A 14182-nucleotide genomic window follows, 5' to 3' on the forward strand; every position below is an offset into this window, starting at 1 on the left:
AATAATATCATGCAATATATAAAACACATCGCAGTACTTTCCGTAAGAAATGTGCTTATCCTATGTTTACTTGCTTTGTTAGCAGTGTCTTGTGAAGAATTTGTGGACACCCAATTTCCTGTTGATAAGATATCAGAAGAACAAGTATTCGAAAATAATGAAAGTCTAGTAAGTGCCTTGCGTTCCGTATATGGAAGACTTGCAAACGGGGCTTCTTTAATAGAAATTTATCCGGTCTTATTTGCCGATGAGCTGATTGTTACCAATGCCGGTGGCAGTACGCAAGAAGCACAAGAAAATTCGTATAGCGATGCTACCGATTACGGTTATTTTAGCTATTTGTACAATGCCATTTACAGTGCGAATGCCATTTTAAAGAATTTGGAAAACCCTAGTCCCAAGCTATCGACTGATGTGGTGAATCAGGTGTTGGGAGAAACCTTTTTTTTAAGAGCTTACAGCTACTTTTTACTCGTTAACTTTTATGGCGATGTTCCCTATATAACCGAAACTGATCCTTACATTAGCGGTTTACAACCCAGAGATACCGAGGCATTTGTTTACGAAAACATAGAACAGGACTTATTGGATGCCCTCACGTATTTAGACAATACCTATCCCGAAACCGGCAAATTCAGGATCAACAGCCACGTTGTCAAAACCCTGCTGGCCAAAGTATACCTGTATCAGGAAGAATGGAGTTCTGCCGAAAGTTATGCGACTCAGGTTATCAGTGCCCCAGAATATGAACTGGAACCGGATTTATTGGATGTATTTACTGCGGGGAGCACAGAAACGCTTTGGCAGTTTTGGAACGAGAATAATTATGTAAATATCACTGCTTCCTACGTGCCTTTTGATGTTACCAACGTGTTTTACAGATTACGCCCCACCTTAGTGAATTCCTTTGAGGCAGAAGACCAAAGACTGGATGTATGGATTGGAGAAGGCACCGATTTAAACACCAATACAAGTGTTTACTTTCCATACAAATACCGTTTGCGCAATGCAGATGCTAACAGAACAGAATTTTTAATCCTGTTCCGATTGGCAGAATTGTATCTTATAAGGTCTGAAGCTAATGCCAATCTCGATACTCCTGCCTCTTTGGAAGCTGCTGTAGATGATTTGGAAACCATACGATTACGGGCCGGTATTAGCACGCCGTTAATCGCTTCTACAAAAACGGAAGTCTTAAATGTAGTTTATACCGAGCGTCGTCACGAACTCATGTTTGAGAATGCCAACCGTTGGTTTGATTTAATCCGCACAGACCGTGCTACCACTGTGCTATCTGCTATTAAACCCAATTTTAAATTGTTTACAACAAAGTTGCCCATTCCCAATGCCATTTTGGAGAAAAACCCAAATTTAGAACAGACCACGGGCTACAATAACTAATCTGTTAAACATATAATCATTAGGATCTATCCGGGGATTCATATTTCCAATCCCCGGGTAATCTAATATCTAAACCCTTAGTATATGAGTGAGTCTATAATAAAGGTTCAGGGATTATCGCATCGATATTCTAAATCCTGGGCTATAAAAGACATTAATTTTGAAATCAAAACCCATGGTATTCTTGGCCTTTTAGGTTCCAACGGTGCCGGTAAGTCAACTACCATGAATATCATGTGTGGGGTGTTGAACCAAACAGAAGGAAAAGTGTTTATTGATGGTGTGGATATGCAAACCAACCGTCAGGAAGCCAAAAAACTTATTGGGTTTTTACCACAAAATGCCCCTTTGTACCACGACTTGACTGTCGATGAGTATTTGATCTACACCGCTAATTTAAGATTAATTTCCCATGAGAAGATTGCCGAAGCCGTGGAAGTGGCTAAGCATAAATGCGGTATTAGTCATTTTAGTAAACGTCTCATTAAAAACCTGTCCGGAGGGTATCGTCAGCGTGTTGGTATTGCTCAGGCTATTATCCACAACCCCAAAATAGTGGTGTTGGACGAACCAACCAATGGTCTGGATCCCAACCAAATCCTGGAAGTACGAAAACTGATGAAGTCCATCGCGCAAGAACGCGCCGTTATTCTGTCTACCCACATCCTCCCTGAAGTTCAGGCCACCTGTGACGAGATTCGGATGATAGACCACGGGAGGATGGTGTTTAGTGGTACCATGGCGTCCTTTAACAATTATATCCAGTCCAACACCTTGTTAATACAATTGACTAAACTTCCTAATATAGAAGCTTTATCAAATCTGGAAGGCATTTCAAAAGTAGAAACCCTACCACATCATTTTTATAGACTAGATATTGACACGAAAGACGCCGACCGCATCGAGCAAATCGTTGCTACTAGTGTTTCCAAAGGTTGGGGGGTTCAGGAAGTCGTTAAAGAAAAAGTGTCTCTGGAAGAAATCTTTGCCCAACTCTCCGTTAAACAATCTTAAAGCATTAAAAATAAACAACATAAATACAATGAAGCGAATATTTAAAATAGCAAAACTCGACCTTAACCTATGGTTTTATTCTCCTGTGGCCTGGTTAATTCTAACCGTATTTTTTATACAAATAGGTGTGAAGTTTAATGAGTTGTTTGAAGTCTATAGCAAGGGAGAGTTTTTAGGAAGACAGTACACTAATTTAACACAAATTATTTTTGTACAGGATTGGGGGCTTTTTAGAAGCATTCAACAGAATTTATATTTATTTATCCCCCTTTTAACCATGGGACTCTTAAGTAGGGAGTATAGCCAAGGTACTATTAAGTTATTATTATCTTCTCCAGTTAAGATATTACAAATTGTTATGGGCAAATTTTCGGCCATGGTTATATATGGTTTTCTAATGATGTTTATGTTACTGCTTTTTGTGGTTATTGCTAATTTTTGGATATTGAACATGGATTGGGGATTGGTGCTCTCTGGTATGCTTGGGCTTTTTCTTGTGATTTGCGCTTATGCATCCATTGGCATTTTTATGTCCAGTTTAACCTCCTATCAAGTGGTGGCAGCTATTAGCACGTTATTAACATTGGGTGTTTTGAATTATGTGGGGCAAATATGGCAAGACATTCGATTTGTGAGTGATATTACCTATTTTCTGTCCATTTCAGGCAGAGCTGACGAGTTTATCCTAGGATTGATTACCACCAAAGATATCCTGTATTTCATCATCGTCATCACCTTGTTTTTAGGTCTTACCTATCTCAAATTAAAACACAGTACAGAATCCAATACCTTACCTATAAAGTCCGGACAGTATGCCTTGCTGGTTACAGTGTTATTACTACTGGGCTATATTATTTCTAAACCACAGTTTATTGGCTATATAGACGCTACCGAAACTAACACACAAACTCTTACGCCCAATTCCCAGAAAGTGGTGAAGCAGTTACAAGGTAAGCCCATTACTATTACAACCTATGTTAATATTCTAGACTTTTTTAATTATTATAGCGGTTTGCCGGATCAACGGAATGCCGATTTTTCCCGATTCAAACAATACACCCGATTCTTACCTCAAATAGACATGAAATATGTGTATTATTACGATAAAGGTCCTTCTAATACCATTTATAAGCGAAATCCGGGATTGAATGATAGAGAACTGGCAAAAAAGATTGCCGAAACCCAAGATCTGGATTTTGATATGTTCCTGTCACCTAATAAAATGAAAGCCATTAAAGATCTGGAATCTGAAAATTATACTTTTATTAGGGAAATAAAAGTAGGTGACTCCGCAATCTATTTAAGGGTTTTTCAAGATCAGATAAAATTTCCGATGGAACAGGAAATCACTGCTGCATTTAAAAGCCTGTTAGTGACCAACCCTGAAGTTGGCTTTTTAACAGGATATAACGAGCGTTCCCTTAATAAAATAGGTGATAAACATTATGCGTTGCCGACCATTCAAAAGGGGTTCCGTTATGCATTGATCAATCAGGGATTCCGGGTTAAGGAAGTAATGCCGAATGCAATTAATAAGGATAATATTAGTATTTTGGTAATTGCAGATCCTATTGATAGTTACAGTGATGCCGATATGGAAGCGATTATAGCTTATTACCAAAGTGGTAAAAATTTGTTGGTGCTAACCGAGCCAGAAAACAGTATCCGTTTAAAACCCTTATTGGATACTTTGGGCGTTACCATTCATAAAAATTTTTTAATAACCGACTCCAAAGATGTGTCGCCTTTTGTTTTGAAAACCAAACTTACTGAAAATACTTCCGCATTATCCGAAACTTTCTCAGATTTAGTAAAAGAGGATACTATCTTTACCATGACCAGGCTTACCGATTTAAAAGTGACTAATCCTGCTTTTAAGACCTTTCCCTTATTACAATCTAAAGCAACCAATTTAAAAACCATTGATTCCGTGCCACTAAATACAGAAACCATCGATTTTGAAGCTTTGCCGGAACTGACCCCAGATCATAAAACCACAGCTGTAGGGATGACGCGTTTTATAAAGGATAGAACTCAAAAAATTGTGGTAATGTCTGATGCCGATGTATTTAGTAATGGCGAACTTACCCGGAGCAATATACCCCAACAGAACTTTAAATTGTTTACGGCTTTATTTAATTGGTTTAGCGATGGTGAATTTCCTATCAATGTGAATCGGGAAACACCTCCGGATAAAAAGCTTACCGTTAGTAAATCTCAAATAAAATTTATAAATGTAGTGTTGGTTTGGATGGTTCCGATATTTTTGGTCGCCACTTCAATATTTATATTGTTGAGACGTAAAAAGAAATAAAGTGTCGCGCTGCCAAAGTTTTTTAGAGCTTTGGCAGAGCAATATATTTCTTATTCAATTTTAGCAGAACCCAGTCGGTAAGCAACCAAATCCTCCAAAACCATCTCCACCCATTCCTCGGTATTGCTTTTGGTTTGGTAACGTGCGGTGTTCTTAACAAGTAATTAAAGCGTTGTAAAAGAAAGAGGGTGTCTAAAAAGTCTTTATAATTTGATTTGTCGGGTTGAGCCTGTCGAAACCGATATTGATTATCAGTAAGTTAAAAATATTTCGACAAGCTCAATATGACATCGAACTTACTTTTTAGACACCCTCTTTTAATAAAAAATAAACTCAAGATATGATATTAATATCCAGGATTTTGTTTTAAAACATCTCTGGATGTATTTATGGCTTCAAGGGGAATAGGGTAGTATTCGCTTTTTCCCGATACAAAGCTGGCTCCATTAAGGTAAACACGTTTTGTGTGTTCAACTTGCAGATACTCATTTAGTACTTGATCTGCGATATTCCAACGGACTAGATCAAAAAATCTATGCCCTTCTGATGCTAATTCTAATCGGCGTTCAAATCGAACCGCTTTAATGCCATCATCAATATCTGGGAATGAAACATATTCTCCAATAACATAGTTGGCTGCATTAATGCCATCAGGATTTTTTACAAACCCATCTGGGTTTGCAGCACGTCTTCTTATTTGATTTACAATATCTCTTGTTAAATCTAGCTCACCTTTTTCATCATGAATTTCTGCTTTCCATAATAATACATCTGAATATCTTATTAAAGGGGTATTGAGGCTTGAATTTTATGCATGAGCGACCAACCGTTTAATATCTTGAGTGGTTTGGTTGCCTTTGCAATCCAAGGGCAGAAAGTCCTTTTTTGGAGAAAGACATAAATGCCATCGCCTGATACCAAGTGCGTATGGGAAGGTTAGAATTTTCCATCATAGTACCGCTACCAAGAGCGGTTCTGAAATTACAGGACGAACATTGCCAAGCCCATTTGCCCTTGAGCCATAATGCTTCTTACAGCTACACTTCTTACAAACTACACCTTCATAATTTCGAGCTTTTACCATATGCTCATGGCAGGATGATTCATCTGGAAATTCTTCTATAAAATTTAAAATATTTATACTTTTAGATTTGAAAACAAGATACGAGATATTAATAACTGGTGCAATTCCGTTTAATCATATTATTTTATGATAATATCAAGTTTTGAACAAAACCTTTTATTATTTCATCAAAAATAATATATTAATTTTCAGTAACTTTGTAGCAAGATTATTAACACATTGAAAAAAGTATTCTCTATAATTCTGCTACTCATTCTAATAGCAAAACCTGTATATGATTTAAGTTATTTGGCTTATTATCAATTAAATATAGATTTTATAATAGAGAATTATTGTGTAAATAAAGAAAAGGTCGAGTTAAAATGTAACGGTAAATGTCATTTAGCAAAGCAACTTCAATCTGAAACCAATAAGCAAAATGAAAAAAAATCTTTAAATTTTTTTAATGATTTTTTTTCGTTGGTCTTTTATCAAAAAAATGCAACTTACAATTTAATTGAGTTAACCTCAAAGCACAATAAAAAAATAAATAGTTCCTATTCTCAGAATTACACTTACAATTTTGAGAATTATTGCTTTAAGCCTCCAAAAAATATAATTTATATTTAGAGATGATTTAAACTTTTTTCAATTGGCTGCAACCTGCCTCGCCGGCAGGCAGGAATGCTCCTTTTCACCCTTTTTTCGTCTTTTTATTACTTCGTAACGCTGCTATGAAGTGTAAAAAAGGTTTCAAAATGAATAAAAACGAGCTATTTTTAGCTTTAATCAAAAAAGTTTAGATCACTTCTTATATAAAAGTGAGTTAAACACTCTCAATCAAAAAAATACAATTTTAATGCATAGCCTGTTTTTTAGTATAGGCTATATATTCACATATAAAAAAACAAATGAAAATCATAAAATTTACATTTGCGCTACTGCTATGCGCAACAATTTCATCTTGCTCTTCTGATGATGATACGGAGAACTTAACAGGGAAATTAGGAAACATAATAATTAAATTTGATAATGGTGTTGATGACCAAGATTTTATTTTTGGTACATCCTATAACACGTCAAGTGGAGAATCATATAAATTAGAAACATTAAAATACTTGATTAGTAATATTAGAATTAAGGACAACAATGGGGATACATTTATGTACCCATCAGAAAAAAATGTTTTTATAATTGATGAAGCTGATGGAAATAACGCAGGAGAGATATGGGTGACACTAAATGATATAGCAGCTGCAAATTATACCGAAATTACTTTTGGTATAGGAATAGATCAAGATCGTTATGCTCTGGGAGCAGATGGTCAAGGAGATTTTCTTGCTAAAGCTGAAGAAGAAGGAATGATGTGGAGTTGGGCAACAGGCTTTAGGTTTACACGCTTAGACGGAACATATTCCTCTGACACGGTTACAGATGAAGCTTTAAATATTCATATGGGAAGTGTAGGTACAGCTGTAGATAATTACCGTGAAGTAACTTTAAGTTTGCCGAACATGGCTATTGTGAGGGAAGACAAAACCCCCGAACTTCATGTTAAAGCCGATATTGCAAAATTATTTGATGGTACTACATCGGTTAGTTTTGATGAAGGTTACAGCCAGGTTCATGTAGACGAAACTACAACAGGTGTTATTGCAAATAATGCGATGGACATGTTTATGGTGCATCATGTTCACAATGATTAAGAATTAAATAAGATCTATTGGATAATTAAACATTATCCAATAGATTGATTAATCATGTTTTGCAATGAAAAAAATATTCCTTTTAGCATCAGCATTAATGTTTTGGTTAGGATGTGCTAAATCAGAAATACAAGAAAATTATGTACCAATTCCCCTAGAGGTAGAGCAACCATCGAATTTTCCGGATATTGTTTATAATTTAGATAATAACTTAGTTACAGAAGCAGGTTTTGAGTTGGGAAAGAGGTTGTTTTACGATGGGAAATTATCTGCAAACGGGGCCATTCCGTGTGCATTTTGCCATGAGCAGGCCTTTGCATTTACACACCATGGCCATACTGTAAGTCATGGGGTTAATGGCGGAATAGGAACAAGAAATGCACAACCACTTCAAAATTTAGCATATCAATCAGAATTTATGTGGGATGGTGCTGCATCACATTTGGATTTTCAACCTATTATTCCCTTAACTAGTGAATTAGAAATGGGGGAAACTTTAACCAATGTAATAGATAAGTTAAGTTTAGATATTTATTATCAAGAACAGTTTAAGAAAGCGTTTGAAGATGGTGAAATTAATAGTGAAAATATGCTAAAAGCATTGTCTCAATTTATGTTAATGCTGGTGTCTTCAAATTCTAAATACGATAAATATGTTAGAGAAGAGGATAATGTTATGCTTACTCAAATAGAATTGGACGGTTTTGAAACATTTCAAAATAAATGTGCTTCTTGTCATGCAACAGATTTATTTACAGACCAAAGTTATAGAAATAATGGTTTGTCAATAAATCCAAAACTTAACGATGAAGGGCGTTACAGCATCTTTGAAAATCCAAATGATAAATATAAGTTTAAAGTTCCAAGTTTGCGTAATGTAGAAAAATCGTTTCCTTACATGCACGACGGTAGGTTTGCAACTCTTGAAGCGGTTTTAAATTTTTATGACTCAGGACTTGTTAATAATGGAAATGTAGACCCTACATTGTTAAGAAATGATAATACCTATGGAATTACGCTAAACGAATATGAGAAGGAAAGTATTATAGCCTTTTTAAAAACTTTAACAGATAACGAATTTTTAACAGATGAAAGATTTTCAGAATATTAAAAAGATAGGAGTATTACTTATAATACTTGTTTTATTGCCATATATTACTCAGGCAAGAAATATAGATCCACCATTTAACGAGCATGAATATTTTAGTTTTGATTGTGATTTATGTAGTTGTTCAACTAGTAGTGGTAGTTTTGGTTTTGGTACACTTGGTAACGCCAATTTTATTGGTTTGAGATACATCTATCAAAAATTTGAATCAAAAAAGGGGATTTTTGAAAATTCACCCATAAGTAAAGAAACTTTTAATACCTATCAATTATGGGCGCAAATTCCTATTAGTAATGCTCTTTATATTAATGTAAGCTTACCTTATCAAGATTTAAGTAGAAAAATAGATAATTCTAATGAGCAGATTAACGGAATAGGCGATAGTAATTTAATAGGTTGGTACAAGTTAAGGCTCTATAAGAAACAAAAAGATTCTGCAATGGTAAATATGGGTAGGGCAGCATCAGGACACGCATTACAATTTGGTGTTGGTATTAAACTGCCCACAGGAAAGTTTGAAGAGTCTTTAGCAGATAATGTTAACCCAGGTTTTCAAATAGGGACAGGTAGTGTAGATGGTATTTTCTCGTTAGGATATAATTATGGATCTAACAAGTTAGGTATTAATACGGTTATGACATATTATGTAAAAGGAGAAAACAAAAACGATTATCAATTTGGAAATCAATTTAGTTATTCAGCTAATTTTTACACAGCTTTTCCGAGAGAGAAAGTAAATATTATGCCTTTTGTTGGCTTGTCAGGGGATATTTACAACAAGATTACGCAATATGGAGAAACTCTTAATGATACAGACGGAAGCATAACAAACGCAACTTTAGGTACAGAGTTTGCCTTTTCAAAGTGTATTTTAGGTATTAATTATACTTTACCAGTAAATCAAGATTTGTTTGGTGGAAATGTAGAATCTAAAAACAGGTTTTCTTTATATATAAATTATGCTTTATAGACAGGTTTTTAAAAAGCTTGAATTTTATTAATTCTTTGTAAATAATTAAAACGTTGTAAAAGAAAGAGGCAGTCTGAAAAGTAATATAATTTGCTCAGTACAGGCTATAGTGAAGAATCTTATAGTTTAGTAAAACAATATATTATGTTTTTAAGAGATTCATCACAGCTTCGCTGCTACCTTCTAAACAAAATATTTTTTGTTTCTCGGTAATATTCTGAATGACACTTTTCAGACAGCCTCTTTTAATAAAAAATAAACTCAAGATATGATATTAATATCCAGGATTTTGTTTTAAAACATCTCTGGATGTATTTATAGCTTCAAGGGGAATAGGGTAGTATTCGCTTTTTCCCGATACAAAGCTGTCTCCATTAAGGTATACACGTTTTGTTTGTTCTACTTGCAGATACTTAGTACTTGATCTGCGAATAAGACTATTCCAGAAGTAAATATGTTAGAAACTGGAAAATGCTCTTTCGATAGGCCCGTTGTATTAATCTAAGTATTTAGCTATGGAAAAGCTAAAAATGACACTTGTAATTTGCCTAATTTTTTGTAGCCCAATGCATTCATATGAATAGGGTCACTATAATATAGATCCTTATTGAATATATTATAGCCACCTAAAGTAAACTGATCAAGAAACGGAATGCCGTGAAGTTCACAAATCATTTTTTGTATTTCAACATACTGAACCATCCCTTGTTCATGAAAAGGATCATATGCGCCTCTGTCAACAAACGCCTTACTTGATGTAAAAAAGTAAATCGTGGCATTGGGGTTTATCTCATAGATCTTTTTTATACAATAATTTATTCCACCTGCTTGAGTCGTTAGTTTTGACTCATCGTAACCATCAAATTCGGTATAATCGGTATATTCGCCAATCTTCCTGTCATTTGTATAATCATTTGTTGATGCCCACAAAATATAAATGTCGAACACACCAGCTTCATCAACTTGCAATTGAAGAGACTTTCCCTGCAATGAAGAAAACCCTGCGCCTGGAACGCCATAATTTGTAATGGTCATTCCCAAATATTCTTCCCACAAGATTTTTGCGCTATCACTTGCTGGTATGACCGAAACAGAGCCACCAAAAACAGCTACTGACTTTCCGTAATTGAAAGATTCCTTTAGTGATAATGTCTCAAGTTCATTTTGGGAAAAAACACTATTAGAGAAGACAAAAAATTGAACAACCAAACAAACAATGCTTTTTTTCATAATAGTATAATTCATAATAATCGATATTTTATTTTAGTACAGCCGTTTTTAAAACAGGCCAAATTTATGCAAAACGGTCTCTTATAACCCTCGGTTAAGGAGTTAAAGTTAGTGTTTTCCGAATTTATTTAGTTCATCATTTACTAATTTAGACCTAATATTCATAAACCTATAATTTTTGTTTCTGGTGAAATAATTGAGGTTTTCTAACGTAAGAAGCTAATATTGTTGTTGTTACAATTAAAATCGCTACTTCATAGGGTTTTCCTTTGTACATATGAATAAACACTATAAAAGTCATATAAAGAGCTAAAAAGAGTTGTACCGATAAGTATTGTTTTATTGTACAAGAACATTGCTGTTGATACTAGAAGAAATATTCCAGTGGCAATCATTATACTGCTATTAGCTACTATTTTATCTGTTTGGTTTGAGTTAAGAATTTTATCCAATGCGTTTGGGATAAAAAACAATGTAATTACCACTGAAGGCAACCATATAGCTAAATCCATATAAAATAACATGAACCTTCAGAGTAAAAAACCGAATTTCTTCGTTAAAAATACTCGCCGTAACTAAGCTATGCCTGCGCTTTTTATCTAGAACTTCATTTTTTTATATCTAAATATTCTATGCCATTTTATATCGACTTAGCTATATTAATAATATTCTTAAAATTTTATTCATTATCATTCAGTTATAAATTAATTATTCGGTTCGTTATAAATGCCCGTTAAGGTACATAGTTTACAAAGTTAAAGTCGCATGCTTTACACTAGATTTTGACTTAGTCTACGTTTGGTGTAAGGATAGTTGCGTATGCAAACAACTAACTTACTAAAATTGGAACGAAATAAAGGAAAACCCATAGGATTTTAGGAGTAGACAAGACCTCAGCAATTAATTTTTTCATCCATGAAAAAGCAGTAAGTCGAGTACCTTTAAAGTTCACCAAAACAATAAGATAAGAACACTCTAATTACTGCCTCCACTAAATTAACGTGAGTTCGATTTAAAGCCTGTCTGCCGACAGGCAGGCAAGGGAGTTTTTAACAATAAATTCACTAATAATGCTATTTGTCGCCTTGAGCCTTTCGTCTTCCTGCCCGTCCGGCAGGCGGGCGCTCAAGATAAACTAAAGTCGAAAGGACATTAAAACCGTTATTTAAATGGGTTTCGACAGAGCCTGTGCTGAGTTTACCGAAGTGCTCAACCTGACAGCTAAGGTTAAATTATTGATAATCAGATTGATAATATTATTCTTGCATCGAACTCACGTTAAATTATACATGGGAATTGACATATACAAACGAAGTTGGAAAGAAAATGAAGAGCATCATCATAAAAGTAGCAAAGCTACTTAGTAGAACCTTGGCCGTAATAAAAACAGAGACTCCTGGGGTAATTATAGCTTATAATCATACAGATGCAGGTGATGACCATTATGAGTTGAATACAAATAAGATGCGGAGCAAGTTATATGTGGTATTGAAGTATTGATAATTCTAAGGAACTACCAATGTTTCAATATCCAAAAACCATTAATATGAGATATTTAAAAAAATAAATATTAACATTGAAGAACTAGGTTAGTGCTTTTCATAGGATACGGTGTTCAAGGCATATAGCGTTGGCCTATCGGCACGCCATATGCTTAGTTATTGTACAACGGTTTTTTATTTCGCTTTTGCCAATGCCATTTTTACAGCAAGCCCAGTTAATACTGAAGCCATAAACCACTTCTGTATTCTTAACCAAATTGGCTTTTTCGAGAACCAACTTGCCATTTTAGCAGCCGATATAACAATCAAAAGATTAACTGAAAAACTTATTATTATTTGTATAATTCCGAGTTGAAAACTTTGACCTAAGATAGAACCATATTCAGGTTTTATAAATTGAGGAAAAAATGAAAGATAAAATACTGCCATTTTTGGATTTAGGATATTTGTCAAAAGTCCAATGTTAAAGAGTTTAAGAGGTTTGTCCGATTTCAGGTTTTGGTCAGCGTCAAAAATTTTGTTTTTAGATTTAACAGTATTATAAGCTAAATATAATAAGTAACCAACTCCAAGAAATTTAATCGCTATAAAGGCATAAGGGACAGCAAAAAATATTGCAGTAAGACCAAAAGATACCATAAGTATATGGAATAAAAATCCGCACATGACTCCCAAAAGAGAGATAATTCCAGCTTTTTTCCCTTGAGACAACGACCTTGAGATTAAATAAATCATATTCGGTCCAGGAGAAAGTACCATGATCAATGCCGCTAACCCAAATAGTAATAAATCGTTAATTGGTATCATATTTCTGCTTTTAGTTCTTGGCTTTTTTTTGCACCACAACGGCTCAAATAAAAGTCGTTTTAATGCTTTTTATTTTGTGTTATAAGGTGTTTTTTGAGTATTATATATACTATTTATCTATGATTTTTGTGAATTTAAAAGAGTCTACATGGAAGAAATACAGTTTTCGAATATGCTCAAACCTTTGCATTTCTTTACTAAGTAAATTTTTTATAAAAGTCACCACTTTTTTGTCGCTATCCTCAAAGTTATTTGGCCATTGGGGGTAGAAAACAGAAAGATTTATGTCAAACGTAGAACTGTAAAATTCATCTAAAACATCCCACATAAAGCCTTCATCTTGCTGTTTCGAAGCAGTCTTAATTGCTTCATCAAAATCCTCATTATCAAGGGTTTTATTGCCAAATACATTTAAGAAAGGAACTATGTTCGATTCATCATCATAAGAAGTGTCAATATATACCATTATAACATCTGGTTTCTCATTTTGATTAGCAACTTCAAGCATTACTCTTTCTATTTCTTTCTTGATAATTATTATGTCCATTTGAAATTTTTGTACTGTACAACAATCTCGGCTATGAGTAGTTGCGTGGTTTAGCACTTAGCTTATCAAGTACACACCAAACTAAAAAACCGCAGGATTTTCCAAGTTGGCTAGAACCAAGCAATTATTTTTACACATTGTGCCTGTTGCACAAAGACTTGTTAAAGATAGAGAAAATTCGTATTTAGTTCTATGCAAGGCAAGAAAGATTACCAAGAAAAGTTATTTGCATAATTTCAGCACAGTGAGCATATTCCCGAGGAGAATTTTTATCGGCGATTAAAGGAGGCTCTAGATCTGGATTTCCTGTATGGGTTGACCGCACACTATTATGGCTCAAGAGGACAAAAGAGTATCGACCCCGTGGTGCTCTTTAAATTGTGTTTGGTTGGTTATTTAGAAAATATCATCAGCGAAAGGCAATTGAACCAGCATAGCAACTTGCGTTAGGACGCCCGATGCCCGAATCAGTGTGAAACCGGGCAAGGCACGCAAGCTCAATCACATGAGCCTGCTTAGT

Annotated in this window: 12 protein-coding genes and 2 pseudogenes; 9 read left to right on the forward strand and 5 right to left on the reverse strand. The window is 34.6% G+C overall.

The window, feature by feature from the left end:
• The first annotated feature begins 9 nt into the window (after positions 1 to 9).
• The 3 genes from PQO00_RS03710 to PQO00_RS03720 all read left to right on the forward strand — a co-directional run bounded on the left by PQO00_RS03710 (position 10) and on the right by PQO00_RS03720 (position 4729).
• Complete coding sequence (locus tag PQO00_RS03710; protein ID WP_274183487.1) at positions 10 to 1401, forward strand: RagB/SusD family nutrient uptake outer membrane protein; 1392 nt, start codon at positions 10 to 12, stop codon at positions 1399 to 1401.
• Between the two features lie 84 nt (positions 1402 to 1485).
• Complete coding sequence (locus PQO00_RS03715; RefSeq protein WP_274183488.1) at positions 1486 to 2415, forward strand: ABC transporter ATP-binding protein; 930 nt, start codon at positions 1486 to 1488, stop codon at positions 2413 to 2415.
• 28 nt (positions 2416 to 2443) lie between these two features.
• Entirely contained in the window at positions 2444 to 4729 is a 2286-nt protein-coding gene (locus PQO00_RS03720; RefSeq protein WP_274183489.1) for a Gldg family protein, read from the forward strand.
• 346 nt (positions 4730 to 5075) lie between these two features.
• Here PQO00_RS03720 and PQO00_RS20375 read toward each other — a convergent pair.
• Together PQO00_RS20375 and PQO00_RS03725 are read right to left on the reverse strand one after the other, a co-directional pair.
• Positions 5076 to 5522: pseudogene (locus tag PQO00_RS20375) on the reverse strand (RagB/SusD family nutrient uptake outer membrane protein); the annotation flags it as partial.
• A gap of 58 nt (positions 5523 to 5580) precedes the next feature.
• Positions 5581 to 5870, reverse strand: a pseudogene (locus PQO00_RS03725) (IS1595 family transposase); the annotation flags it as partial.
• 833 nt (positions 5871 to 6703) lie between these two features.
• On the opposite strand from PQO00_RS03725, the gene PQO00_RS03730 reads away from it, so the two are divergent.
• From PQO00_RS03730 to PQO00_RS03740, 3 genes are all read left to right on the forward strand, one after another.
• On the forward strand, positions 6704 to 7498 hold the full coding sequence (locus tag PQO00_RS03730; protein ID WP_274183490.1) for an MbnP family protein: 795 nt from the start codon (positions 6704 to 6706) through the stop codon (positions 7496 to 7498).
• Positions 7499 to 7562: 64 nt separating this feature from the next.
• Positions 7563 to 8609 carry a cytochrome-c peroxidase gene (locus PQO00_RS03735; protein ID WP_274183491.1) on the forward strand — a complete coding sequence of 349 codons (1047 nt, stop codon included), beginning with the start codon at positions 7563 to 7565 and terminating at the stop codon, positions 8607 to 8609.
• A complete protein-coding gene (locus tag PQO00_RS03740) occupies positions 8587 to 9576 on the forward strand; it encodes a hypothetical protein (RefSeq protein WP_274183492.1) in 990 nt (329 codons plus the stop codon). The genes PQO00_RS03735 and PQO00_RS03740 overlap by 23 nt, the downstream gene beginning before the upstream one ends.
• 513 nt (positions 9577 to 10089) lie before the next feature.
• On the opposite strand, the gene PQO00_RS03745 is transcribed toward PQO00_RS03740, so the two are convergent.
• Positions 10090 to 10806: an SGNH/GDSL hydrolase family protein gene (locus PQO00_RS03745; RefSeq protein ID WP_274183493.1), complete on the reverse strand. Its 717-nt coding sequence runs from the start codon at positions 10804 to 10806 to the stop codon at positions 10090 to 10092.
• A 342-nt stretch (positions 10807 to 11148) separates the two neighbouring features.
• On the opposite strand from PQO00_RS03745, the gene PQO00_RS03750 reads away from it, so the two are divergent.
• Both PQO00_RS03750 and PQO00_RS03755 read left to right on the forward strand, forming a co-directional pair.
• Positions 11149 to 11322: a hypothetical protein gene (locus PQO00_RS03750; RefSeq protein WP_274183494.1), complete on the forward strand. Its 174-nt coding sequence runs from the start codon at positions 11149 to 11151 to the stop codon at positions 11320 to 11322.
• Between the two features lie 780 nt (positions 11323 to 12102).
• Positions 12103 to 12306, forward strand: coding sequence for a hypothetical protein (locus PQO00_RS03755; RefSeq protein ID WP_274183495.1), 204 nt, complete (start codon positions 12103 to 12105; stop codon positions 12304 to 12306).
• A 176-nt stretch (positions 12307 to 12482) separates the two neighbouring features.
• Here PQO00_RS03755 and PQO00_RS03760 read toward each other — a convergent pair whose 3' ends face one another.
• Both PQO00_RS03760 and PQO00_RS03765 read right to left on the reverse strand, forming a co-directional pair.
• Complete coding sequence (locus tag PQO00_RS03760; protein WP_274183496.1) at positions 12483 to 13115, reverse strand: LysE family translocator; 633 nt, start codon at positions 13113 to 13115, stop codon at positions 12483 to 12485.
• Between the two features lie 109 nt (positions 13116 to 13224).
• Positions 13225 to 13662, reverse strand: coding sequence for a hypothetical protein (locus PQO00_RS03765; RefSeq protein WP_274183497.1), 438 nt, complete (start codon positions 13660 to 13662; stop codon positions 13225 to 13227).
• A 315-nt stretch (positions 13663 to 13977) separates the two neighbouring features.
• Here PQO00_RS03765 and PQO00_RS03770 point away from each other — a divergent pair, with 315 nt between their 5' ends.
• Complete coding sequence (locus PQO00_RS03770) at positions 13978 to 14112, forward strand: transposase (RefSeq protein ID WP_274183498.1); 135 nt, start codon at positions 13978 to 13980, stop codon at positions 14110 to 14112.
• The last annotated feature ends 70 nt before the right edge of the window (positions 14113 to 14182 follow it).

The organism is Flavivirga sp. 57AJ16, assembly GCF_028736925.1.
Taxonomy (GTDB): Bacteria; Bacteroidota; Bacteroidia; order Flavobacteriales; family Flavobacteriaceae; genus Flavivirga.

What these genes read in the sequence shown, in the direction of transcription:
- PQO00_RS03715 (WP_274183488.1), top strand. Translation starts at nt 1,486, where the DNA reads ATGAGTGAGTCTATAATAAAGGTTCAGGGATTATCGCATCGATATTCT.
- PQO00_RS03760 (WP_274183496.1), bottom strand. Translation starts at nt 13,115, where the DNA reads ATGATACCAATTAACGATTTATTACTATTTGGGTTAGCGGCATTGATC.
- PQO00_RS03730 (WP_274183490.1), top strand. Translation starts at nt 6,704, where the DNA reads ATGAAAATCATAAAATTTACATTTGCGCTACTGCTATGCGCAACAATT.
- PQO00_RS03765 (WP_274183497.1), bottom strand. Translation starts at nt 13,662, where the DNA reads ATGGACATAATAATTATCAAGAAAGAAATAGAAAGAGTAATGCTTGAA.
- PQO00_RS03745 (WP_274183493.1), bottom strand. Translation starts at nt 10,806, where the DNA reads ATGAAAAAAAGCATTGTTTGTTTGGTTGTTCAATTTTTTGTCTTCTCT.
- PQO00_RS03740 (WP_274183492.1), top strand. Translation starts at nt 8,587, where the DNA reads ATGAAAGATTTTCAGAATATTAAAAAGATAGGAGTATTACTTATAATA.
- PQO00_RS03735 (WP_274183491.1), top strand. Translation starts at nt 7,563, where the DNA reads ATGAAAAAAATATTCCTTTTAGCATCAGCATTAATGTTTTGGTTAGGA.
- PQO00_RS03710 (WP_274183487.1), top strand. Translation starts at nt 10, where the DNA reads ATGCAATATATAAAACACATCGCAGTACTTTCCGTAAGAAATGTGCTT.
- PQO00_RS03720 (WP_274183489.1), top strand. Translation starts at nt 2,444, where the DNA reads ATGAAGCGAATATTTAAAATAGCAAAACTCGACCTTAACCTATGGTTT.